Annotated in this window: 17 protein-coding genes and 1 pseudogene; 6 read left to right on the forward strand and 12 right to left on the reverse strand. The window is 63.2% G+C overall.

The window, feature by feature from the left end; all coding sequences use genetic code 11:
- Positions 1-107: 107 nt before the first annotated feature.
- From AC04SI_RS22895 to AC04SI_RS22915, 5 genes are all read right to left on the reverse strand, one after another.
- Positions 108-1487 (reverse strand): aspartate aminotransferase family protein, encoded by a 1380-nt coding sequence (locus AC04SI_RS22895; protein ID WP_404280554.1) that lies wholly within the window; start codon positions 1485-1487, stop codon positions 108-110.
- Positions 1488-1537: 50 nt separating this feature from the next.
- Positions 1538-1660, reverse strand: coding sequence for a capsid protein (locus AC04SI_RS22900; RefSeq protein ID WP_404280553.1), 123 nt, complete (start codon positions 1658-1660; stop codon positions 1538-1540).
- Between the two features lie 32 nt (positions 1661-1692).
- The gene (locus AC04SI_RS22905) at positions 1693-3762 is read right to left on the reverse strand and encodes a prolyl oligopeptidase family serine peptidase (RefSeq protein WP_404280552.1); all 2070 of its coding nucleotides are present in this window, start codon (positions 3760-3762) and stop codon (positions 1693-1695) included.
- A 105-nt stretch (positions 3763-3867) separates the two neighbouring features.
- Complete coding sequence (locus AC04SI_RS22910) at positions 3868-5028, reverse strand: MFS transporter (protein ID WP_404280551.1); 1161 nt, start codon at positions 5026-5028, stop codon at positions 3868-3870.
- Between the two features lie 70 nt (positions 5029-5098).
- Entirely contained in the window at positions 5099-6274 is a 1176-nt protein-coding gene (locus AC04SI_RS22915; protein ID WP_488474946.1) for an MFS transporter, read from the reverse strand.
- Between the two features lie 246 nt (positions 6275-6520).
- On the opposite strand from AC04SI_RS22915, the gene AC04SI_RS22920 reads away from it, so the two are divergent.
- From AC04SI_RS22920 to AC04SI_RS22935, 4 genes are all read left to right on the forward strand, one after another.
- A complete protein-coding gene (locus AC04SI_RS22920; RefSeq protein ID WP_404280549.1) occupies positions 6521-8098 on the forward strand; it encodes a trimethylamine methyltransferase family protein in 1578 nt (525 codons plus the stop codon).
- A 161-nt stretch (positions 8099-8259) separates the two neighbouring features.
- The gene (locus AC04SI_RS22925; RefSeq protein WP_404280548.1) at positions 8260-8742 is read left to right on the forward strand and encodes an endonuclease domain-containing protein; all 483 of its coding nucleotides are present in this window, start codon (positions 8260-8262) and stop codon (positions 8740-8742) included.
- The gene (locus AC04SI_RS22930) at positions 8739-11309 is read left to right on the forward strand and encodes a GcvT family protein (protein WP_404280547.1); all 2571 of its coding nucleotides are present in this window, start codon (positions 8739-8741) and stop codon (positions 11307-11309) included. Before AC04SI_RS22925 ends, AC04SI_RS22930 begins: the two co-directional genes overlap by 4 nt.
- A gap of 9 nt (positions 11310-11318) precedes the next feature.
- Positions 11319-12674: a M24 family metallopeptidase gene (locus tag AC04SI_RS22935; protein ID WP_404280546.1), complete on the forward strand. Its 1356-nt coding sequence runs from the start codon at positions 11319-11321 to the stop codon at positions 12672-12674.
- Positions 12675-12676: 2 nt separating this feature from the next.
- On the opposite strand, the gene AC04SI_RS22940 is transcribed toward AC04SI_RS22935, so the two are convergent.
- The 5 genes and pseudogenes from AC04SI_RS22940 to AC04SI_RS22960 form a co-directional block, all read right to left on the reverse strand.
- Positions 12677-13474 carry a phosphate/phosphite/phosphonate ABC transporter substrate-binding protein gene (locus AC04SI_RS22940; protein WP_404280545.1) on the reverse strand — a complete coding sequence of 266 codons (798 nt, stop codon included), beginning with the start codon at positions 13472-13474 and terminating at the stop codon, positions 12677-12679.
- A 74-nt stretch (positions 13475-13548) separates the two neighbouring features.
- Positions 13549-13722, reverse strand: a pseudogene (locus AC04SI_RS22945) (transposase); the annotation flags it as partial.
- Positions 13723-13932: 210 nt separating this feature from the next.
- The gene (locus AC04SI_RS22950; RefSeq protein WP_404280544.1) at positions 13933-14673 is read right to left on the reverse strand and encodes a sulfotransferase family protein; all 741 of its coding nucleotides are present in this window, start codon (positions 14671-14673) and stop codon (positions 13933-13935) included.
- A 58-nt stretch (positions 14674-14731) separates the two neighbouring features.
- The gene (locus AC04SI_RS22955; protein WP_404280543.1) at positions 14732-15130 is read right to left on the reverse strand and encodes an ATP-dependent DNA ligase; all 399 of its coding nucleotides are present in this window, start codon (positions 15128-15130) and stop codon (positions 14732-14734) included.
- A 370-nt stretch (positions 15131-15500) separates the two neighbouring features.
- Positions 15501-16511 carry a fatty acid desaturase gene (locus AC04SI_RS22960; RefSeq protein ID WP_488474947.1) on the reverse strand — a complete coding sequence of 337 codons (1011 nt, stop codon included), beginning with the start codon at positions 16509-16511 and terminating at the stop codon, positions 15501-15503.
- Between the two features lie 229 nt (positions 16512-16740).
- On the opposite strand from AC04SI_RS22960, the gene AC04SI_RS22965 reads away from it, so the two are divergent.
- Together AC04SI_RS22965 and bmt are read left to right on the forward strand one after the other, a co-directional pair.
- Positions 16741-17583, forward strand: coding sequence for a helix-turn-helix domain-containing protein (locus AC04SI_RS22965; RefSeq protein ID WP_006203356.1), 843 nt, complete (start codon positions 16741-16743; stop codon positions 17581-17583).
- Positions 17584-17670: 87 nt separating this feature from the next.
- On the forward strand, positions 17671-18687 hold the full coding sequence (bmt, locus tag AC04SI_RS22970) for a betaine--homocysteine S-methyltransferase (RefSeq protein WP_404280539.1): 1017 nt from the start codon (positions 17671-17673) through the stop codon (positions 18685-18687).
- Between the two features lie 30 nt (positions 18688-18717).
- Here the strand turns inward: bmt and AC04SI_RS22975 are convergent, their stop codons facing one another.
- The gene (locus tag AC04SI_RS22975; RefSeq protein ID WP_404280538.1) at positions 18718-18966 is read right to left on the reverse strand and encodes a hypothetical protein; all 249 of its coding nucleotides are present in this window, start codon (positions 18964-18966) and stop codon (positions 18718-18720) included.
- Positions 18967-19205: 239 nt separating this feature from the next.
- On the reverse strand, positions 19206-21314 hold the full coding sequence (locus AC04SI_RS22980; RefSeq protein WP_488474948.1) for a vWA domain-containing protein: 2109 nt from the start codon (positions 21312-21314) through the stop codon (positions 19206-19208).
- Position 21315 lies beyond the last annotated feature (1 nt).

Here is a 21315-nt window from a genome sequence, read left to right on the forward strand (position 1 = left end):
GGTCCCGGACACTAAGCGCGATGTGGGCTATTCGTTCCCTGATATCATCAGGAAAGTTGGTTTGAGGCCGGGCGCCCGAAACAAAAGGCGCCCAGCCGTCATTCGTCTTAGCGCTTGCGCAGATCCGCTTCCGCCAGGTCGAGCGCCTTGGCGATGCGTTCGCAGGCCATGTCGATGGTCTCGCGTGTCCAGATCAGCGGCGGCGACAGGATCATCGTGTCGCCGGTGGCGCGCAGCATCATGCCTTGCGCGATGGCGTGGTCGCGCACGGTCACTGCCGCACTTCCCGCCGGCAGGAAGCGTTCCTTAGTCGCCTTGTCCTTGACGATCTCGATCGCGCCCATCAGCCCGATGGAACGCACCTCGCCGACGAGATTGTGCCCGGCGATGCGATCCTGCAACGCTTGGGCGAAGTAAGGCCCGGTGTCGTTCTTGACCCGTTCCACCAGACCCTCGCGCTCCATGATCTCGATGTTCTTCAGCGCCACGGCGCAGGCTACCGGGTGACCGGAATAGGTATAGCCGTGATAGAACTCGCCGCCCTTCTCGACCAGGGTTGCGGCGATACGCTCGCCAACCAGCAGCGCCGACAGCGGCTGGTAGCCGGAGGTCAGCGCCTTGGCCGTGGTGATGGTGTCGGGCTCGATGCCGAAGGTTTGCGCGGCAAACCACTCGCCGGTGCGGCCATAGCCGGTGATGACCTCGTCCAGCATCAGGAGAACATCGTATTTGCGGCAGATGCGCTGCACTTCCGGCCAGTAGCTCATCGGCGGGATCTTGACCCCGCCCGCGCCCATCACCGGCTCGCCGATGAAGGCGGCGACCTTGTCGGCGCCAGCTTCGAGGATGGCGTCCTCGACCGCCTTGGCCGCGCGCAGGCCGAAATCATGGTCGCTTTCGCCGGGCAGCGCCAGCTCATAGGCATAGGGCATCATCACATGCACGATGTTGGGCACCGCGCCGCCGAGCTGCTTGTGCATCGGCTCCATGCCGCCGAGCGAGGTGCCGGCGATGGTCGAGCCGTGATAGCCCATCTTGCGCGAGATGATGCGGTTCTTCTCCGGCTTGCCTTCCAGCGCCCAGTAGTGGCGCACAAGCCGCAGCGCCGTGTCGTTGGCCTCTGAGCCCGAGGAGCCGTAGAACACCTGGCTGACACCCCTGGGCGCCAGTTCCGCCAGCTTCTTGGACAGAAGCACCGGCGTCGGCGTCGAGCATTTGAAAAAGGAGTTGTAGTAAGGCAGCTCCTTCATCTGGGTGTAGGCCGCTTCGGCCAGTTCGTCGCGGCCGTAGCCGACATTGACGCACCACAGCCCGGCCATGCCGTCGAGGATTTCCGTGCCATCGGCATCGTAGATGAATGGGCCGTTGGCATGGGTGATGATGCGCGAGCCGGCCTCGCGCAGTTCCTTGTGGTCGGTGAACGGATGCAGGTGATGCGCGGCGTCGATCTGCTGAAGCTGCTTCAGCGAATAATTCTGATAGGTCATGAGCTTGTCTTTCCTCTTGAATCAATCCGGCAGGAGCCGGGGCGGATTCGTCAGAGGACAGCCGGAGGCGAATAGCCGATGCGGGCGCACAGGCGCAGAAGCTCGGCACGCAGCGTGCGCGGTGACGGCGTCACCGCCACCCCGAATGCGCTGGATGTCTTCATCAGAGCCATGGCGGCACCTTAAGCCGCCTGAGGCCTTGTGTTCAAGCCGTGCCGGCCAGAGCCCGCTGGAGGAAGACATAACGCATCGCCGCCTGCGCCGCTTGCGGCCGGCGGTCGCCGCGCCCGCCATGCCCACCCTCGGTCTCCTCGAAGAACAGCGCTTTCGCATGGCCGCCCGCCTGCAGCCGCGCCGCCATCTTGCGCGCGTGGCCAGGATGGACACGGTCATCGGCGGTCGATGTGGTGAGCAGCACCGGCGGATAGGCGGCGTCGGCCTCGACATGCTGATAGGGCGAATAGGCACCAAGCCACGCCGCCTCTTCCGGCTTCGACGGATCGCCATATTCGGCCATCCAGGAAGCGCCGGGCGGCAATTCCGTGTAGCGCAGCATGTCGAGCAGCGGCACGTCGATGATGACAGCGCCAAATAGCTCAGGGCGCTGGGTCAGCGAGACGCCGGTGAGCAGGCCGCCATTCGAGCCGCCCTGGATACCGAGCGAAGCCGCGGTGGCGATGCCGCGCCCAACGACATCCTGTGCAACCGCGGCGAAGTCGTCGAAGGCGTTCTGGCGGTTCCCCTTCAGCGCCGCCTGGTGCCAGGCCGGGCCGAACTCGCCACCGCCGCGGATGTTGGCCTGCACATAGGCATTGCCCTTCTCCAGCCAGAGCCTGCCGCGCACGCCGGCATAGCCGGGCAGCAGCGGCACTTCGAAACCGCCATAGCCGTAGAGCAGCGTCGGCACCGGCCCTTTCTGGTCGCGCCGCCGGACGACGAAATACGGGATCATGGTGCCGTCCTTCGAGCGCGCCTCGAACTGCTCGGAGACATAGGGCGAAGCGTCGAAACGCGCCGGCTGCGACTTCACCGTCGCCAGCGTCTCGCCATCATTGTCCGACCAGATGATCGAACTCGGCGTCAGGAAATCGGTGAAGGAGAAGGACACGCTGGCGCCGAAATGCTCGGCATGGCTGATGCCGACATTGCCGTTTTCCGGCAGCGCGACGGGCTTCAGCGACCAGCCGCTGCCGACGCGGTCGCAGGCGATGACCTTGCCGCGCACATTGTCCATCAGATTGATGAACAGTCGCTCCTCTGTGCGCGCGAGCCCGGCGATCGAGACCCGGTGCGCCGGTTCGAGCACGGTTTCGACAGGCCCCAGCACCCCGGTTTCGATCCAGCGCTCGAAATCCACCGAATACAGAGCGTCAGGAAGGCAGCGCGTGCCGTCCGGCGCGGTCCAAGGGCTACGCACGCCGAAGATGAGCTGCCCCTTGAAGATCGCTGTGTCTGTGACGTCGTCCGGCAGCGGGATGCGCCTGTTCTCGCCGGAAGCCAACCGCAGGAAGCTGTGGGAGGAGAAGAAGTCGATGGTGCGGGCAAGGAACAAATGCCGCCTGTCGCCGTCGATCTCGACCCCGCCGCCGGCCGCGAGATCCTGTTTTTCGGCCTCGAAGATCGGCGTCGCGTCCTCCAGTTTCGTGCCGCGCCGCCAGAGCTTGACCACGCGCGGATAGCCGGACTGGGTCTTGTCCTCCTCCTCGAAGGCGGCCGAGACAATCACCGTGTCCCTGTCCAACCAGGAGAAACCCGACTTCGAGGCTGGCGCGCGAAAGCCGTCCTCGACGAAGGATTTCGCCGCGATGTCGAACTCGCGCATCTCGCTGGCATCGCCGCCATCCGGCGACATCGAGACCAGGCAGAGGGTGAAGTCGGGATAGAGGCGGCTCGCCCCGCTGAACACCCATTTGACGCCCTCTTTGGCCGAGAGCACGTCGAAGTCGATGATCGTCTCCCATTCAGGCTTGTTGGTCTTGTAGGAGGCGACCGTTGTGCGGCGCCAGAGGCCCAGCACATTGCTCTTGTCCTGCCAGAAATTGTAGACATGGCCATTGAGCGCGGCGCCAACGGCGATGTTGTCCTCGGCCGTCATCAGGTCGAGCGCGGTTTCGAACGCCGCCTGGTAGGACGGGTCACCCTGCAATTCGCCGACCGTCACTTCATTCTGGCGATGCACCCAGTCGAGCGCCTCTTTGCCGGTCCTGTCTTCCAGCCAGAGATGCGGATCCTCGGCGGCGGATTCATTCAGGCGTTTTGTCGTCGATTGGGTCACGCGCGGTCTCCAAGGCGTTATCAGGCAGCCCTGCCTACATCGCGTCGCAGGCGCCCACATTCAAGATGGTGGCGTAAGGTCATCGCGACCGAACGCGGCTTGCGTTCACACCATCCGCCGACGCAAGACGGTCGCCGCCGCCAGCGCCAGGCAGATAGCGCCGAGCGTGAACGGCAGGCCGGGCGCGCCGATCACATCCATGACGCCGCCGGTGAGCGGCGGCACGAGAATGCCGCCGACGCCCCACATCAGCGAAAAGGCAGCATTGCCGGCGACCAGGGCCGAGCCTGTAAAACGCTCGCCGAGTTCGATGATCGACATCGTGTAGATGCCGTAGGAAACCGCGCCCCAGACGAACACGCACGGCCAGATCAACGGCGTCTCGATCAGCAGCGGCAACAGCGCGCAGCCGAGTACGGTCAGCGACACGCAGATGAACCGCACCAGCCGCGCCGTCAGCCGTTCCGCCAGCAGGCCGAGCGGCACCTGCATGGCGATGTTGCCGGCAATCATCACGGACAGCAGCGCCGACATACGGGCTTCGGCAATGCCGTAATGGGTGCCATAGACCGGAAGCAGCGCCAGCACCGCTTGCTCGAAGCCGGCGGCCACGACGACCGTCGACAGCAGCAGCCAGGCCATCGGCATGAACCCCATCACCGAAACCCCGTGCCCGGCCTCGTCGACTTTAGGCAACCGAGGCAGCACCAGCGCCAGGCAGCCACCGCAAAAAACGAAGGCGGCAATCCCTACCAGAAACGGCGGCCAGCCTTCGGTGCCGACGGCAAGCAGGCAGAGCGGACCGGCGGCGAAACCGGCCGAAATGATCGTCGAATAGACGCCCATGACGCGACCGCGCCGCGACGGTGGGGCAAGTGCGATCACCCAGATCTCACTAAGAACATAGAGCGGGTTGGTGACTACGCCGATCAGGAAGCGCAGCGGAAACCACAGATAGACGTTCTGCGTCCAGCCGATCAACGCCAGCACGAGTGCGGAAAGTGCTGCGCAGGTCAGCGCCGTGCGCCCTGCCCCGAACCGCCGTGCCAGGCCAGGTATCAGTGGCGACGACAGGATGAAGCCTACCGGCGTCATCGCCGCCGAAAGCCCGATCATGGCCGGCGAGATGCCCTGGCGCTGCAGGATGAAGCTCAGCAGCGGATAGGAAAGCCCTTGCGCGATGGCGAAGACGGAAACGGTCGCGATCACGCCCGTGATCGCCGCCCATTGCATCGGTTCGTCTCGGCTTGCTTCCGCCATATCCATGGCGGAAGCCTTAGCGGGTTGCCTCGACGGCCGTAAGCCCCGCCGGCGAAAACCGCTTGCTCCAAGCCTGTCAGGAGCTTCTGCGCCTGGCCGATCTGTAGAGCGCGAAGGCAATCAACACCGCATCGAGCCCGGCGATCACTGCCGGCAGGCCGAGCGGGCCGATCGCCTGCATCAGCGCGCCCGCGCCGGGCGGGCCGACAATGCCGCCGGCGCCCCACATCAGCGCGAAGGCGGCATTGCCGGCGACAAGTGCCGTTCCCTTGAAGCGGCTGCCAAGCTCGACCAGCGCCATCGTGTAGACGCCGTAGCCGACCGCGCCCATCACCACCAGCACCGGCCAGACCAGCGGCGTCGTGATCAGCACCGGCAGCGAGAGCGCGCAAGCCGCCGTCGCCAGGGCGCAAAAGACAATCATCGCCCGGCCACTGAAGCGCTCGGCCATCAGCCCAAGCGGGATCTGCAGCAGGATGTTGCCGGCGGACAGCGCCGTCACCAGCGCCGCCAGTTTCGCCTCTGGAAGTTCATAGCCGGCGCCAAAGACCGGAATCAGCGCATAAGTGCTTTGCTGCACCGCCGCCGAAACCAGCACCGCCAGCAGCAGCGCCGGCGCCAGCCTGGCGAAGCCGACAAGGCCGCCGGAGGCCTGGCCGTCCTCCTCGAAACCGGTCAGCCTCGACGACACGGCGCGCAGGATCAGCGCGCAGAGCGCAAAGCCTGCAATCGCGGCGATGAACGGAGGCCATCCCGACGCGCCGACGGTGATCAGTATCAATGGCCCAGCAGCGTAGCCGGCGCCCATCAGCGCATTGAACACGCCCATCACCCGGCCGCGGCGCGATGGCGGCGCCAGCGACAGCGCCCACACCTCGCCGAGCACATAGAGCGGGTTGATGACCACGCCTACGAGGAAGCGGAGGATGAACCACGCGACCCAATCCTGCAGATAGCCGATGGCCAGGAAGCACACCGCGCCGGCCAGCGAACAGCCGACGGCGAGATTGCGCGCCCCGAAGCGCCGCACGGCAGCCGGCACGAACGACGCCGAGAGAATCAGGCCAACCGGCATCATCGCCGCGGAAAGCCCGATCAGCGCTGGCGACATGCCTTGCCGCTGCATCAAGAGCGTGAACAGCGGATAGCTCAGCCCTTGCGCGGCGCCGAACATGGCGAGCGCCGCAGTGACGCCGGCAAGCGCTGCCCATTGCGTTGCCGCCTCGCCATCGCGCGAATCGGTCGCGACCATGCTGCCATCCCTGTGAAAACGCCTACCTGCGGCCGGCAAGCTATCCGGCTAGCGGTTCGATCCGGGAAAAGGAAGGGCCGCCCCGGCAAATCCGCTGCGCCAAGTCACCTGGGCGACGCAGGCACCAGCAATCCTGCTGCCCTTCCGGCATGTCGCTTCCCTCGCCCTAGTGGTCGCCGCCTCCGTACCGGCAGCATTGCCGCCGGTCCATTATGCCGCCCACTTTCGCATTCCATGAGGCCTGTCATGACCGCCGCCCTTCATCCCGCCGAACCGGCATTGGCAACCGACCGCGCCCGTCGCGGCGGCCGCGCGGGGAAGCGCGCCGGCGGCTCGGCCGCGTTCGAGCAGCCGCCCTTTCGTCAGCTCAGAAACCCTCTGACGCCGACCAAGCTGGTGTCCGATGACGAGCTGGAATCGATCCACCTCGCCTCCTTGCGGGTGCTCAGGGAAATCGGCGTCGACGTGCTGCACGACGAAGCCCGGCGCATCATGAAGGCACATGGCGCCGATGTGCGCGAAGGCAGCGAGCGGGTGCGCTTCGACAGCGACATGATCCTCGATCTGGCTTCGAACTGCCCGCCGGAATTCACCATCCATGCCCGCAATCCGGCGCATAATGTGCGCTTCGGCGGCAACAATCTGATCATCTCGATGATGGCGTCGGCGCCTAACTGCTCCGACATCGATCGCGGCCGCCGGCCGGGCAACCAGCACGACTACCGCAACTTTCTGCGGCTGACGCAGATGCACAACATCCTGAACTGTACCGGCGGCTATCCGGTCGAGCCGATCGACATCCACCCGTCGGTCCGCCACCTCGAATGCATTCGCGACCTCAGCCTGCTCACCGACAAGGTGTTCCACATCTATTCGCTCGGCAAGGAGCGCAATGTCGACGGCATCGAGATCGCCAGGATCGCGCGCGGCATCAGCCACGAGCAGTTGCTGGAACAGCCGTCGGTCTTCACCATCATCAACACCAATTCGCCGCTCAAGCTCGACGTGCCGATGATGGAAGGCATCATCCAGATGTCGAGCAAGGGTCAGGTCGTCATCGTCACCCCGTTCACGCTCTCCGGCGCCATGGCACCGGTCACCATTGCCGGCGCGCTGGTGCAGCAGAACGCCGAGGCGCTGTCGGGCATCGCCTTCGCGCAGATGGTGAAGAAGGGCGCGCCTGTCGGCTATGGCGGCTTCACCTCCAATGTCGACATGAAGTCCGGCGCGCCGGCCTTCGGCACGCCCGAATACATGAAGGCGCAGCTGGTCGGCGGCCAGCTCGCCCGCCGCTACAACATCCCCTACCGCACCTCCAACACCTGCGCCGCCAACACGGTCGACGCGCAGGCCGCCTATGAGAGCGTGTTCTCGCTGTGGGGCGCCATCCAGGGCGGCGGCAATCTGATGATGCATGCGGCCGGCTGGCTCGAAGGCGGCCTGCGCTGTTCTTACGAAAAGACCATCCTCGACATCGACCTGCTGCAGATGGTGGCCGAATTCCTGACCCCGCTCGACCTGTCCGAGGAGGCGCTGGGCTTCGACGCCATCCAGTCGGTCGGCCCGGGCGGCCATTTCTTCGGCACCCAGCACACACAGGACCGCTACAAGACCGCGTTCTATTCGCCGATCCTTTCCGACTGGCGCAATTTCGAGACCTGGGCGGAAGCCGGATCGCCGACGGCGATCGAGAAGGCAAACAAGGTCTGGAAGGAGCGGCTGGCTTCCTATGAGGAACCCTACATCGACCCGGCGATCCGCGAGGAACTCAACGACTTCGTCGACAAGCGCCGCGCCGAAGGCGGCGCACCGACCGATTTCTGATTACCGGTGCTGATGAACTGATCATTCGTATGGATTTGATGAACGGTCGACCCCCACTCCGTCGAGCTGCGCTCGACACCTCTCCCCCGATCGACGGGGGAGAGGAAGGGTGCGAAGCGATTCCAGCTGGCGCCTTTCCTCTCCCTCCGGAGGGGGGAGAGGTGGCGCCGCGAAGCGGCGACGGAGTGGGGGAAGGCGCTCATGAAACGCGCAGTCGCCGCAAAGCAGGGACAACACAGCGAGCGCGTAGTCTCCGGCAAGGAGGCAATCAGGCGGAAGCATCACTTTGGCTTGAACTAAAGGCGCGAAAGCTTGGCGGTTATCGCTTTACACGTCAGTTCTCCATCGGCCCCTTTTTTGCAGACTTCGTCTGCCGCGAAAAATGGCTTGTTGTTGAAGTCGACGGACACCAACACGCCGATAGTTCATATGACCACCGCGACGATTTCATGCGCGCCCAAGGCTATTCGATCCTGCGTCTTTGGAGCCATGACGTTCTGAAACATCGTACTTCCGTCTGTGAAACCATTCTTGCCGCGCTTGATGGTGGGCTGGCCGAAAACATCGCTGTATCCGACCTGCGCTTGGTTTTCACTCCGCGCTCACTCGATTCAATCCCTTCAAAAACGGACCTATCTTCATGAAATCTCACGTTAAAGCGGTTGTCATCGGTGGCGGTGTCGTCGGCTGCTCGGTGCTCTACCACCTGGCCAAGGCTGGCTGGACCGACATCATGCTGATCGAGCGCTCCGAGCTCACCTCCGGCTCGTCCTGGCACGCGGCAGGCGGCTTCCATACGCTGAACGGCGATCCCAACGTCGCCAAGCTGCAGGCCTATACGGTGCAGCTCTACAAGGAGATCGAGGAGATTTCCGGCCAGTCCTGCTCGCTGCACCTGACCGGCGGCGTGATGATGGCCGATACGCCCGAGCGCATGGACTTCCTGCGGCTGGCCCACGCCAAGGGCCGCTATCTCGGCATGGACACCGAACTGATCACGCCGTCCGAGGCCAAGGCGATGTTCCCGCTGATGGACGAGAGCAATTTCGTCGGCGCCATGTGGGACCCGGTCGAAGGCCATCTCGACCCGTCCGGCACCACCATCGCCTACTCCAAGGCGGCGAAAAAGCTCGGCGCCGAGATCGTGCTGCGCAACCGCGTTGTCGAACTGACGCAGGAGGTCGACGGCACCTGGAACGTCGTTACCGAGCAGGGCACGGTCAAGGCCGAGCATGTCGTCAATTGCGGCGGCCTGTGGGCGCGCGAGATCGGCCGCATGGTCGGCGTCGAACTGCCGGTCCTGGCCATGGAGCACATGTATCTGCTCACCGAACCGATGCCGGAGGTCGAGGAATTCAACAAGTCGACCGGCCGCGAGATGATCGGCGTGCTCGACTTCAAGGGCGAGATCTACACCCGCCAGGAGCGCAACGGCATCCTGCTCGGCACCTACGAAAAAGCCTGCAAGCCGTGGTCGCCGGTCAACACGCCCTGGGATTTCGGCCACGAGCTGCTGCAGCCCGACATCGACCGTATCGCGCCGTCGCTGGAGATCGGCTTCAAGCATTTCCCCGGCATCGAGAAGGCCGGCATCAAGCAGATCATCAACGGCCCCTTCACCTTCGCACTCGACGGCAACCCGCTGGTCGGCCCGGTGCAGGGCCTGACCAATTTCTGGTGCGCCTGCGCCGTCATGGCCGGCTTCAGCCAGGGCGGCGGCGTCGGTCTGGCGCTGTCGAACTGGATGGTGCATGGCGATCCCGGCTTCGACGTCTGGGGCATGGATGTCGCGCGCTTCGGCGAATGGGCGAGCCTGCGCTACACCAATGCCAAGGTGCGCGAGAACTATTCGCGCCGCTTCTCGATCCGCTTCCCCAACGAGGAACTGCCGGCCGCTCGGCCCGCCCAGACGACACCGCTCTACGACACCATGCTCGCCAACAACGCGGTGATGGGCGACAGCTGGGGCCTGGAGACACCGCTCTGGTTCGCACCGAAGGGCAAGGAGCCGAAGGACATCGTTTCCTTCCACCGCTCGAACGATTTCGGGCCGATCGGCGACGAAGTGCGCGCCACCCGCGAGCGCGTTGGCGTCACCGAGATCGCCAACTTCGCCAAATACGAAGTCTCCGGACCGGCGGCCGAGGATTTCCTCAATCGGCTGATGACCAACCGCATGCCGAAGACCGGCCGCATCGTGCTGACGCCGATGGTCAACGAGTTCGGCAAGCTGATCGGCGACTTCACCATCGCCAAGGCCGGTGAAGAGCGTTTCATGATCTGGGGCTCGTCCGCTGCGCAGAAATACCACATGCGCTGGTTCGAGAAGCACCTGCCGAAGGATGGAACGGTGCGCATCCACCGCTTCGACCAGACGCTGGTCGGCCTTTCGATCGCCGGGCCGAAATCCCGCGACCTTTTGCAGAAGCTGGTCGATGTCGACATCTCGACAAAAGCCTTCCGCTTCATGGATTTCCGCGAAATGGCGGTTGGCGGCGCGCCGTGCATGGTGAACCGCATCACCTATACCGGCGATCTCGGCTACGAAATCTGGATGGCGCCGGCCTATCAGCGCCTGGTCTACAAGGCGATCAAGGACGCCGGCGAGGAATTCGGCCTGGTCGATTTCGGCATGCGCGCGCTTTTGTCGATGCGCCTTGAGAAGAACTTCCCGACCTGGTTCCGCGAGTTGCGCCCGATCTACGGCCCGTTCGAGGGCTCGATGGACCGCTTCATCAAGCTGGAGAAGAACGACTTCATCGGCCGCGAGGCATCGGCGAAGGAGCACGCCGAAGGACCAAAACTGCGCCGCGTTTCCTTCATCGTCGACGCGGCCGACGCCGATGTGATGGGCGACGAGCCGATCTGGGCCAAGGTCAGCAAGGACTACGGCACAGTGGAAAAGCCGCACGGCTACGGCGCGCCGCGTTTCGACACGTCAGGCAAGGAAGTGCGCGGCTCCAGGGCGGCTGAAGGCGCCTCCGCGGTGCGCGGCATCGTCGATGGCGACTGGCGCGTCGTCGGCTGGGTCACGTCGGGCGGCTATGCGCACTATGTCCAGAAGTCGATGGCACAAGGCTATGTGCCGGCGGCGCTCTCCGAGGATGAAAGCGCCGGCCTGTTCGAGATCGAGATCCTAGGCCATCGCCGCCCGGCCCGCATCAATGTCGAAGCGCCTTTCGATCCGAGCGGCGAGAAGATGCGGACCTGAGGTTCGACCATGGACAGCGCGGCGCCAAAGGGAAGCTTCGGCCAGCACCGCAAGATCATGCCGTTCGAGCCCGGCTCGATCGACGCGCTGCGCGAGGATTCTCGCCAGAAGGCGGCTTCGCTCAACCAGCATGTTCTTGGCTACGGCGCGATTGCCGAAGGCGAGTGGGCAGCGTCAGGCATTGCCGCGCCCGATCTGCCGGCGATGCGCAAATACCGGCTCGAGCGCATTCGCGCCGAACTGAAGCGCCGCGGCTATGCCGGCGCCCTGCTCTATGACCCCGTCAACATCCGCTACGCCACCGACTCGACCAACATGCAGCTCTGGGTCGCGCACAACCCGACGCGGCACTGCTTCGTCGCCACCGAAGGCCCGGTGGTGCTGTTCGACTATTTCTCCTGCGAGCACCTGTCCGACCATTCCGGCGTCGTCGACGAAGTACGGCCGGCCGTGTCGTGGATGTATCTCTACAGCGGTGAACTGACGGAACTGAAAGTGCGCCGCTGGGCCGCCGGCATCGCCGATCTGGTCAGGGAGCATGGCGGCGGCAACAGCCGTATCGCCGTCGACCACATCAATCCGGAAGGCGTCGAGGAACTCGCCCGCCTCGGAGTGACGATCGGCAATGGCGAAGCGGTGATGGAGAATGCGCGGCTGATCAAGTCGTCCGACGAGATCCTCGCCATGCGCCGCGCCATCGTCGCTTGCGAAGCGGCGATGGGCGAGATGGAACAGGCGCTGAAGCTGGGCATTTCCGAAAACGAACTGTGGGCCGAACTGCACCGCGGCAACATCGCGCGCGGCGGCGAATGGATCGAGACCCGGCTGCTGTCGTCAGGCCCCCGCACCAATCCCTGGTTCCAGGAATGCTCGTCGCGTGTCATCGAAGCGGGAGACCTGGTCGCCTTCGACACCGACCTGATCGGCCCTTACGGCTTCTGCGCCGACCTGTCGCGCACCTGGCTCTGCGGCGACGGGAGGCCGACGAACGAGCAGCGTGATCTCTACCGCATCGCCGCAGACCAGATCGCTCACAACACCGCGCTGATGCGGCCCGGCACGTCGTTCCGCGACCTCGTCGAACGCTCGGCGGTGCCGCCGGGCGATTGCTTCCCAACCCGTTATGGGGTGCTCTATCATGGCGTAGGCCTGGCCGATGAATATCCGACGCTTCCGCATGCGAGCGACTGGACCGACGACACTCCGGACGGCGTGATCGAACCCGGCATGGTGCTCTGCGTCGAAAGCTATATCGGCCGGCTGGGCGGGCACGAGGGCGTCAAGATCGAGGAGCAGATCCTGATCACCGAGACCGGCAACGAGCAGTTGTCGACCTACCCGCTCGACGAGCGGCTGCTGGGCTGAGACTATCCGAGACCCGCGACAGCTTCCCGCAAGGCGGCCACCGTCTTCTCCGGTGTCGTCCTGGCGGTGATGAACGGCAGGCCCTTGCGCCGGCCCGTCCAGCCGACGACCTTCACCTGCCGCGCCGCCGGCTCGAAGCGCTGCGCCAGCGCCCAGCTCTCACAGTCGATGGCCGCAACATCCGCCTTGCCCTCGGCGATGGCGACGATCGAGGACCGATGGCCGCCGCTCGGGCTGCGCGAAGCGAAGAGGTCGAGGCTCTCGCCCATCGCCTCCAGATCGCGCTTCAGTCCAAGGAAGCCTGACATCGAACCGGTGTCATTGAAGGTGAAGCGCTTGCCGCGCAAGAGACCCAGCGGGATCAGCGGAGCGCCGTCATCCGGTGACGCAGCCGATGGCCTGCCATCCGCCGGCATCACCAGCGCGCTGGAATAGAGCTCGCCCTGCCCGCCTTCATAGGCATCGTAGCTCGGCTGGGCGACAACCTGGACATGCGTTGACAGGCCGAGATCCATCGGCCCCCAGCAGGTCTGCCCGAAGAGCAGCGCCGGGTGCAGCCAGAGCTTGTGAAAGTCCAGTTCGTCCGGCGGCAGCGTCGCCGGATCGGGCGCGATGACCTTGCCGTCGCCATCGCGAATGCCACCCGGCACCGGCGGCAGGTCGCCATTGACGCGGGCAAGCGCTTCGGGCGCGTCGATGCCCTTTTTACGAAAGGCGTCGCGCAGCAAAGCCCATTGCGCGTCGACCTCGCCGCGCATTTCGGGCCAGTCATACATCGGCAACGCCGCAATTGATTCCATTGGATTTTCTTTCTAAATCAACTCGTTAGCATGTCAGTCTGTGTCAGCGAAATTCCAGCTATTGCACGGTTTTGACGCTGATCGTGGATCGCAGCCGCAAGCCGGTCGGCCAGTCGCAATCGCCGCTCGGCGGCCGCGAGAAGCATGATGCCGCCATCCGAGGTAATGCGTCCGCCGTCAAGCGCAGTTGTCATCTTCTTGCGTCCGACGGCTGGAAAAGACAGCGGCAGCAACATATTCTCGATCATGGCGGGTGTGGCTCGCGAGCTGCGGTGGAAGGGTTGGCCTAAGCAACCGAATCCTACGCCAAATCAATCGCTTAAGCTACATCCGCCAGCCTCAAAGGCCCATCGTCGTGCATAAGACGGGTTAGCCGGTCAAAGCTACGCGCGGTTCGCGGCCGCTGATGCCGAGGCTGAAACCCTATCGAACTCCGACCTGACCGCCCCGGCGTTCCATCAAAACTGGTAACCGAACATGTCTATGTCGCGGCGGTATCGTCGCGCTACCAGATCGCACAATGCGTCGCTATAGCATTCCCTATAAATTTTATGATCGCTCCTGAGAAGATGTGGGAGAACGCAATCGGTTCCGATCCTTTGGCAGACGAGCTGGAAGTCGCGTTCGATTGATTCAAATCTACCTACAAAATCGACCCAAAGCCTACTCCCCTGGCACGCGAACGTGTTCTGAGATCGCCAATGAGGGTCGGCTATATCGTCCGCGATAGCCACAGCGGTTCTAGCAAACTCTTCAAACGACATGGTCGATCTGAACACTCCAAACGGCAAAAGAATATTACTTACTCCGGCCGTGAAATTCTCCTTATCCCCATCTTCTCTGATTTTCTCCGAATAGCACGACAACAGACGGTCCCATGGATTTCTGACAAACGCGAACTTCCAGTAGTCAGCATAGGCCGAAGCGCGACTCTTTGGCATTATGACAGATTGCCTATCAAATAGGTGATCCCATTTGTTAGTTTGAAATAACTCTGGCTTCCACTCCGATTCAGGAAACTTAACCGCAAGTATGTCCGCGCATGCAGACATGATACTCGAACAAGCAACTTTTGGAATCGGAACGTAGATACACTTATGCTTATGAAGCACTATAACATCATTGTCGAACTCGACAGGTCTGGCCTGAATCCTTCTGACAAGCAGTCTTAGGCGGTTAAGAATCTTTCTTTCGACCATGAATCTTCCCAATCCGGGAGAATGCCAGCGCACAAAAGGGCATCGACGGCTTCTTGTTCTACGCAGGAAGCAGGACGCTGGCTAGCAACGCCTGACTGAACTGGATTCGTCCGCCGGCCGGGATCATCGCCTGCAGGATCTCTCGGCGGTCCTCCAGCGGCATGTCGCGCAGATCGTGGCCGTTCAGGTGCAGCAGATCGAAGGCGACGAAATAGAGGTCGTGCTGCCGACTGGTGATGGCTTTGCGCAGCTCGCCGAAGTCAGACAGGCCGGCAGCGTTGAGCACGATGATTTCGCCGTCGATGATGGCGCTTTCCGCCTCGAGTTCGCCGGCGCGTTGGCCAGATCGCGGTATTTCGACGTCCCAGTCGAGACCCCTTCGCGTGAACAGCCGCACGCCAGCGTCATCGATGATGATCTGGGTGCGGTAGCCGTCGAATTTGACTTCGTAATCCATCCATCGCCCTCAGGAGGCTTCTCGACCAACGTCGGTATCAACGGCCGCTCAGCGGCAAACAAACCCAGATGCGTCATGAATAAGACGGGCTAAAAACTACCACAGCAACGCCATTCCACAATTGCACACGGGACTCGCTGGTTTATACGAAGGTATGGCGGCGACCCGCTTCGGCGGGCTTTCTGTGTGTGGCCGGTACGACAAAAGTACAACTAGCCCGCAGGAATCGCAGAATTCCGGGCTTAACGTCCCAGCATACATCGGCAAGGCCGCAACGAATTCGCTCATGCCGGGATTGGACCGCTATGTTGGAAACTGACAAGATCATGATGCGAGCCGCCTGGCATCGCCACCGGCAATACCGCAGAAATCATTCCTTCGGCGGCTCGGCGGGCACTGGCGCGCTGCCAAGCCCAGAGACGCTGCGCGCCCTGACGCGCGGCTTGAACGCCCGGCCCGGCTCCGGCGCGCGCCGCAGCACCGGGTGGACGATCGGCTCCTTGGCCTTGAAAGCGTAGGCCTTGAGCAGCGCGAAATAGTTCGGGTAGGCGTAACCATTGTTCATCCGTAGCCACTCGTCGCGACGGTCGCGGAACAGTTTTGGCAGCCGGTACCAGGCCACCGTCGGGCTCTTGTGGTGAACGAAATGCAGATTGTTGTTGAGGAACAGGAAGGACAGCGGCGAGCGCTCGACGATCACCGTGCGTCCCTCGGGATGTTCCGACCACTGGTGTTCGGCATATGTGCGGATCGAGATCAGCGACTGGCCGAGCCACACCGGCACCAGAATGTAGAGCCACAGCGGAATGCCGAAGCCGAACTGGACGACCGGCGACACGACGGCAAGGCCGATGGCATGCAGCAGCCAGGCTTTGCGGATCGTCTTGTCGCCGGCCAGCATCTGCTTGGCGTCGTCGATGAAGAAGCCGACGCAGGACAGCCAGGGACCGAGGAAGAAGCGGCCAACCATGGTGTTGTTGATCTTCAGCAGGAATTTCATCGCCGGCGGCAAATCGTCGTGGTGCCAGAGCGCCTTATAATAGCTTTCGGGATCGTCGAGCGGATCGGTCAGCCGCTCGTCCGCGTGATGCCGCAGATGAATGGTCTTGAACCGACGAAATGGCCAGACAAGGCCGATCGGCAGGAAGACGAAGGCCTCGTTGACGCGTGCGTTGCGGGTCGGATGACCGTGCAACACTTCGTGCATGATCGATGATTGCAGCGCGGCGGTGAAAGCCAGGATGGCGAGGGCCAGGATCGGATAGGAGGGCCAGACAAGGAAGCCGGCGACGAGCCAGACACTGTAACAGAAGAAGGTGAGAAACACGGTCGGCCATTCGATGGCCGGTGTACTGCTGCGTCTCTTGCCTATGCTCGTCATGCTATCGACCACTGCCTTTCAGTCGCCGGAACCCCCTCTGATTCCTGACAGCATTGTGTCAGGAGTGTTGGGTTGCAGCAACGAGACAATGCGCACAAACTGTTGCGACTGCGCATTTTCAGCCGCACATGTTATACATTGTAAACAGCGACAAGGATTCATTTACGCCTGAGCCGCGATCCTGGCGGCCTCAGAGCAAATTTTTCCTCCCTCGTACTGGAGCGAAACTATGGACAAACGTGACCTGTCGACGATCTTCCGCGAGCGCCTGAAAATGCTCTTGACACGGTCGGATCTGAACCAGTCGGCCTTCGCGACCGCGGTGGGCATCGACCGTTCGGCGCTGTCGCAGCTGCTGTCGGGCGCCTCGACCCGCTTGCCCCGTGCCGAAACGCTGCTCAACATCGCCGCCGAGTTCAAAGTGTCGCTGGACTGGCTGCTCGGGCTCAGCCAGGACGAGGGCGTCACCGGCGAAATCCGCGAGAGCCTGGAGATCGAGGAAGCCCCCGATGGCTTCGACCGCACGCTGCTCGCCAAATGGCATGCCGAGGCCGCGGGCACCAAGATACGCTACGTGCCGGCCGGCATTCCCGACCTGCTGCGCACCGAAGCGCTGGTCGACTACGAGGCCGGCATCACCAACAAGAGCCGCGAGGCGCAGGCCGGCGAGACGCAGTACCGCATCGACTACAACCGGCGGCCGGAGACCGACATGGAAGTCTGCATGCCTCGCCACACGCTGGAGATCTTTGCGCGCGGCCTTGGTGTGTGGGATCGTTTCCCCGAGACCGACCGCCGCCAGCAGCTCCTGCACATGGCGACGCTGCTCGACGACCTCTACCCGACATTCCGCCTGTTCCTCTATGACGGGCGCATGCGCTATTCGATCCCCTACACCATTTTTGGACCCTATCGCGCCGCCATCTATGTCGGCGACATGTATCTGGTGCTGAACGCGACGCAGCCGATCCGTACCTTGACCAGCCATTTCGACAATCTGATCCGCGCCGCCGACATCAATGCCCATGAATCGGCTGCCTTCGCGCAAAGGCTGGCCGACATGCGATTTTGATATCAAGCGGCCCGCTTCGAGATTGACGACATATAAAGAGTTCTTTATATCGTTATCTCATAGATATCCTGGAAGGCGTATGCCATCATGACCAATCCGATCGAAGCGCTGCTTGCCGAAAAAGGCGTTCTGCTCGCCGATGGCGCCACCGGCACCAATTTGTTCGCCATGGGGCTCGAGGCCGGCGAGGCACCGGAACTGCTGAACGAAACCGCGCCGGCCACCATCACCAGCCTGCACCAGAACTTCGTCGATGCCGGCGCTGACATCATCCTGACCAATTCCTTCGGCGGCACCCGCCACCGGCTGAAGCTGCATCAAGCGCAGGACCGCGTGCATGCGCTGAACAAGCGCGCCGCCGAGATCGCCCGCAATGTTGCCGACAAGGCTGGCCGCAAGGTGATCGTCGCCGGCTCGGTCGGCCCGACTGGCGAATTGCTGGTGCCGCTCGGCGCCATGACCTATGACGAGGCGGTCGACGCCTTTGCCGAACAGATCGAAGGCCTCAAGGAGGGTGGCGCCGAAGTCGCCTGGATCGAGACCATGTCGGCGCCGGACGAGATCCGCGCCGCCGCCGAGGCGGCGATCCGCGTCGGCCTGCCCTACACCTATACCGGCTCCTTCGACACCGCCGGCCGCACCATGATGGGCCTGCTGCCGAAAGACATCCACGGCGTCGTCGACGGCTTGTCCGAAGCGCCGCTCGGCGTCGGCGCCAATTGCGGTGTCGGCGCGTCCGACATCCTCGCTTCGCTGCTCGACATGACCGAGGCGAAGCCGGAAGCGACGGTGATCGTCAAGGGCAATTGCGGCATTCCGGAATTCCGCGGCACCGAGATCCACTATTCCGGCACGCCGGAGCTGATGGCCGACTATGTCCGGCTCGCCGTCGATGCCGGCGCAAGGATCGTCGGCGGCTGCTGCGGCACCTCGTTCCAGCATCTTGCCGCCATGCGCAAGGCGCTCGACGCACACACCAAAGCAGGCCGGCCGACCGTCGAAACGATCGTCGAGCGCATTGGCCCGATGCGCAACAAGGTGGCGACGGCAAACACCGCCGAGACCAGCGAAGCCCGCCGCGAACGGCGTCGCGGCCGGGCCTGATCCGATCGGCCTGACTGTTCGCTGTTTCGGCTATTCGCTGTTTTCGGCGTAGCTCGACTGAGCCGACTTGAAATCCGTACCGGCCGCATCGCTGCGCATCGTCATCAGGGCTCCCGACGACTGCGGGTCGCTGATCTGCTCCAGCATGACCCGGAAGCGGTCATTGTTCAGTGCCGACATCGCGGTGTTCCTGGCGGCGGCGACGTCATCGCTGATGCGTCTGACTTCCGGCGAAGGCGCCTGCGAAGCGGTCGACTGAACGTCCCGTGCAGCCGGCATTGAAGTCGCAATATCTCGGATCAGCAATTCGGCCCCCACAAGCCCGTACATTAGCCCTGCATAACAAGAGGGAATTGCGATCCTGTTCCGGAAATGCCGCGCAATTTAACGATTGCCGGCAGCGCCAGTCGAAAAAAAGGCCGGCAAGGGAAGACCCCTCGCCGGCCTGCCTCACCCGCCCGTAGGCCGGCTCCCCTAACAGAACGATCTCGTCTGAATGGAACCGGCCCTCATTGCCACTACCGGTTACCGCCCAGCGCCGAGGCAAGGCGCACAAGCGACAGGAATTCCGACCTGTACCCAAACGGGTCGGCTCCTCGGGCGGCGGTGGCAATCTCCATGATCTTGTCGTAACCGAACTTCGCGGTCGCATCCTCGTCGCGCAGCTTCTGGCCGAAGGCTGCGACAGCGACGGAGAAGCGCTGGTCGGTGCCGGCCTGGTCGAAGGACGCGACCTCATTGGCCGAGGTGACCGGCGTCGTGATCAGCTTCGAAACGTCCTCATTGGGCAGCTTGTAGCGGATCTTGACGAAGGCATATTCGTCCGCATTGGCGACGCCGCCATTGTTCACCGTTGCCTCGCCATAGCGCAGCGGGTCGATCTGCTCACCGCCGCTGCCCTTCGGTATGATCTCATAGATCGCCGTCACCGAATGGCCGGAACCGATGTCGCCCGCATCGACGCGATCGTTGTTGAAGTCCTCGCGATTGAGCGCGCGGGTTTCATAGCCGATCAGTCGATATTCCGAGACCCTGTTCGGATTGAACTCGACCTGGATCTTCACATCCTTGGCGATGGTGAACAGCGTCGAGGACGCATCCTCGACCAGGACCTTCTCGGCCTCGGCGAGCGTGTCGATATAGGCGGCGGTGCCGTTACCGTTCTGGGCGATGGTCTGCATCATCTGGTCGTTCAAATTGCCGCGCCCGAAGCCGAACACCGACAGGAAGACGCCGGTCTTGCGCTCCTGCTCGATCAACCGCTTCAGGTCGTCGTCATCTGTCTGCCCGACATTGAAGTCGCCGTCTGTGGCGAGCATCACACGGTTGACGCCGTCCTTGACGAAGGATTTCTGCGCCAGCCTGTAGGCTTCCTTGATACCCGCCTCGCCCGCTGTGCTGCCGCCAGGCGTCAAGGTGTCGATGGCATGGAGGATCTTGTCCTTCTCGGTAACCTTGGTCGGCTCCAGGACGGTGCCGGCGTCGCCTGCATAGGTGACGATCGAGACCGTGTCGTCGGGCTTCAACTTGCTGACCAGCAGGCGGAAGGCCGACTGCAAGAGTGGCAGCTTGTCCTGTTCGTTCATCGAGCCCGACACGTCGATCAGGAACACCAGATTGGCCTTGGGCTGCTCGAGCGACTTGACGTCAAAGCCCTTGATGGCGACGTGCATCAGCTTGGTGTGCTCGTTCCAAGGCGTCGGCATGACGCTGACGGTCGAGTTGAACGGCGTCGACGCGGAGTCCGGCCCCTTCCAGTCATAGGGGAAGTAGTTGACCATCTCCTCGACCCGGACCGTATCGGCTTGCGGCAGGTAACCTTCCTTCAGCGAGCGCCGCACGAAAGAATAGGAGGCGGTGTCGACGTCGATCGAGAAGGTCGAAACCGGATCCTCGAGTGCGGCATGCACCGGATTGGTCTTAAAGTCCTCGACACGATCGTTGTTTTCCTGTTGCGGCAGCAACTGATCTACGGGCGCGGTCGACGGCTGCACCATCAACTTGGACTCGGCCGCCGTGCCAGGCATGCGGCCCCGCGCGGAATCCGCGGGGGCTGCAGCGCCACCATCGAGGGCAACCACGCCGTTGGCCGTCGGTGCAGGCGCCGGCTCGGTGCGCTGAAGCGAATGCTGCCGCGTCAGGCCGCCGACCTCGTTCGCTTCGGATTTCGGCGGCGAGGCCGGCGCGACCAGCGCTTCCGCAGCATCGCGGCTTTCGCTGTCGGTGTCTTTCTTCAGCTTGTCGGCCTCGGCAGGCACCGGCTTCACCGACGCCGGCCCGTTGGTCGCCGGCTTGTCGGCCAGCGTCTCCGTGATCTTCTCGTCGCCGGCGAATGTCGACGGCTGTTCCCTCAGCATGTGGAAGGTGGCGTATCCGGCGATCGGCAGGGCGACGAGCCCGGCAATGGCCGGCGTGGCGATGAGTTTCTTTTGCATGATCTCTCTCCAGAGCTTTTGTGCTCGCTCTGTGAGACGAAGCCCGCCAACCGATCCTTGGGCGGCGGCAAAAGTTTTTTCTTCCAGGTCATAGGCGCGCATGGCGGCCGCGAAGGCACGCGCCTTGGCGTCCTCACCGGGTGCCGGTGCTGCGATGTCGCCCAGCCTCTCGAGTTCGTTGTCGTCGACCATG

This window comes from Mesorhizobium sp. CNPSo 4689 (assembly GCF_057784325.1).

What these genes read in the sequence shown, in the direction of transcription:
- AC04SI_RS22895 (WP_404280554.1), bottom strand. Translation starts at nt 1,487, where the DNA reads ATGACCTATCAGAATTATTCGCTGAAGCAGCTTCAGCAGATCGACGCC.
- AC04SI_RS22900 (WP_404280553.1), bottom strand. Translation starts at nt 1,660, where the DNA reads ATGGCTCTGATGAAGACATCCAGCGCATTCGGGGTGGCGGTGACGCCG.
- AC04SI_RS22910 (WP_404280551.1), bottom strand. Translation starts at nt 5,028, where the DNA reads ATGGATATGGCGGAAGCAAGCCGAGACGAACCGATGCAATGGGCGGCG.
- AC04SI_RS22915 (WP_488474946.1), bottom strand. Translation starts at nt 6,274, where the DNA reads ATGGTCGCGACCGATTCGCGCGATGGCGAGGCGGCAACGCAATGGGCA.
- AC04SI_RS22920 (WP_404280549.1), top strand. Translation starts at nt 6,521, where the DNA reads ATGACCGCCGCCCTTCATCCCGCCGAACCGGCATTGGCAACCGACCGC.
- AC04SI_RS22930 (WP_404280547.1), top strand. Translation starts at nt 8,739, where the DNA reads ATGAAATCTCACGTTAAAGCGGTTGTCATCGGTGGCGGTGTCGTCGGC.
- AC04SI_RS22935 (WP_404280546.1), top strand. Translation starts at nt 11,319, where the DNA reads ATGGACAGCGCGGCGCCAAAGGGAAGCTTCGGCCAGCACCGCAAGATC.
- AC04SI_RS22940 (WP_404280545.1), bottom strand. Translation starts at nt 13,474, where the DNA reads ATGGAATCAATTGCGGCGTTGCCGATGTATGACTGGCCCGAAATGCGC.
- AC04SI_RS22950 (WP_404280544.1), bottom strand. Translation starts at nt 14,673, where the DNA reads ATGGTCGAAAGAAAGATTCTTAACCGCCTAAGACTGCTTGTCAGAAGG.
- AC04SI_RS22955 (WP_404280543.1), bottom strand. Translation starts at nt 15,130, where the DNA reads ATGGATTACGAAGTCAAATTCGACGGCTACCGCACCCAGATCATCATC.
- AC04SI_RS22960 (WP_488474947.1), bottom strand. Translation starts at nt 16,511, where the DNA reads ATGACGAGCATAGGCAAGAGACGCAGCAGTACACCGGCCATCGAATGG.
- AC04SI_RS22965 (WP_006203356.1), top strand. Translation starts at nt 16,741, where the DNA reads ATGGACAAACGTGACCTGTCGACGATCTTCCGCGAGCGCCTGAAAATG.
- bmt (WP_404280539.1), top strand. Translation starts at nt 17,671, where the DNA reads ATGACCAATCCGATCGAAGCGCTGCTTGCCGAAAAAGGCGTTCTGCTC.
- AC04SI_RS22975 (WP_404280538.1), bottom strand. Translation starts at nt 18,966, where the DNA reads ATGCCGGCTGCACGGGACGTTCAGTCGACCGCTTCGCAGGCGCCTTCG.
- AC04SI_RS22980 (WP_488474948.1), bottom strand. Translation starts at nt 21,314, where the DNA reads ATGGTCGACGACAACGAACTCGAGAGGCTGGGCGACATCGCAGCACCG.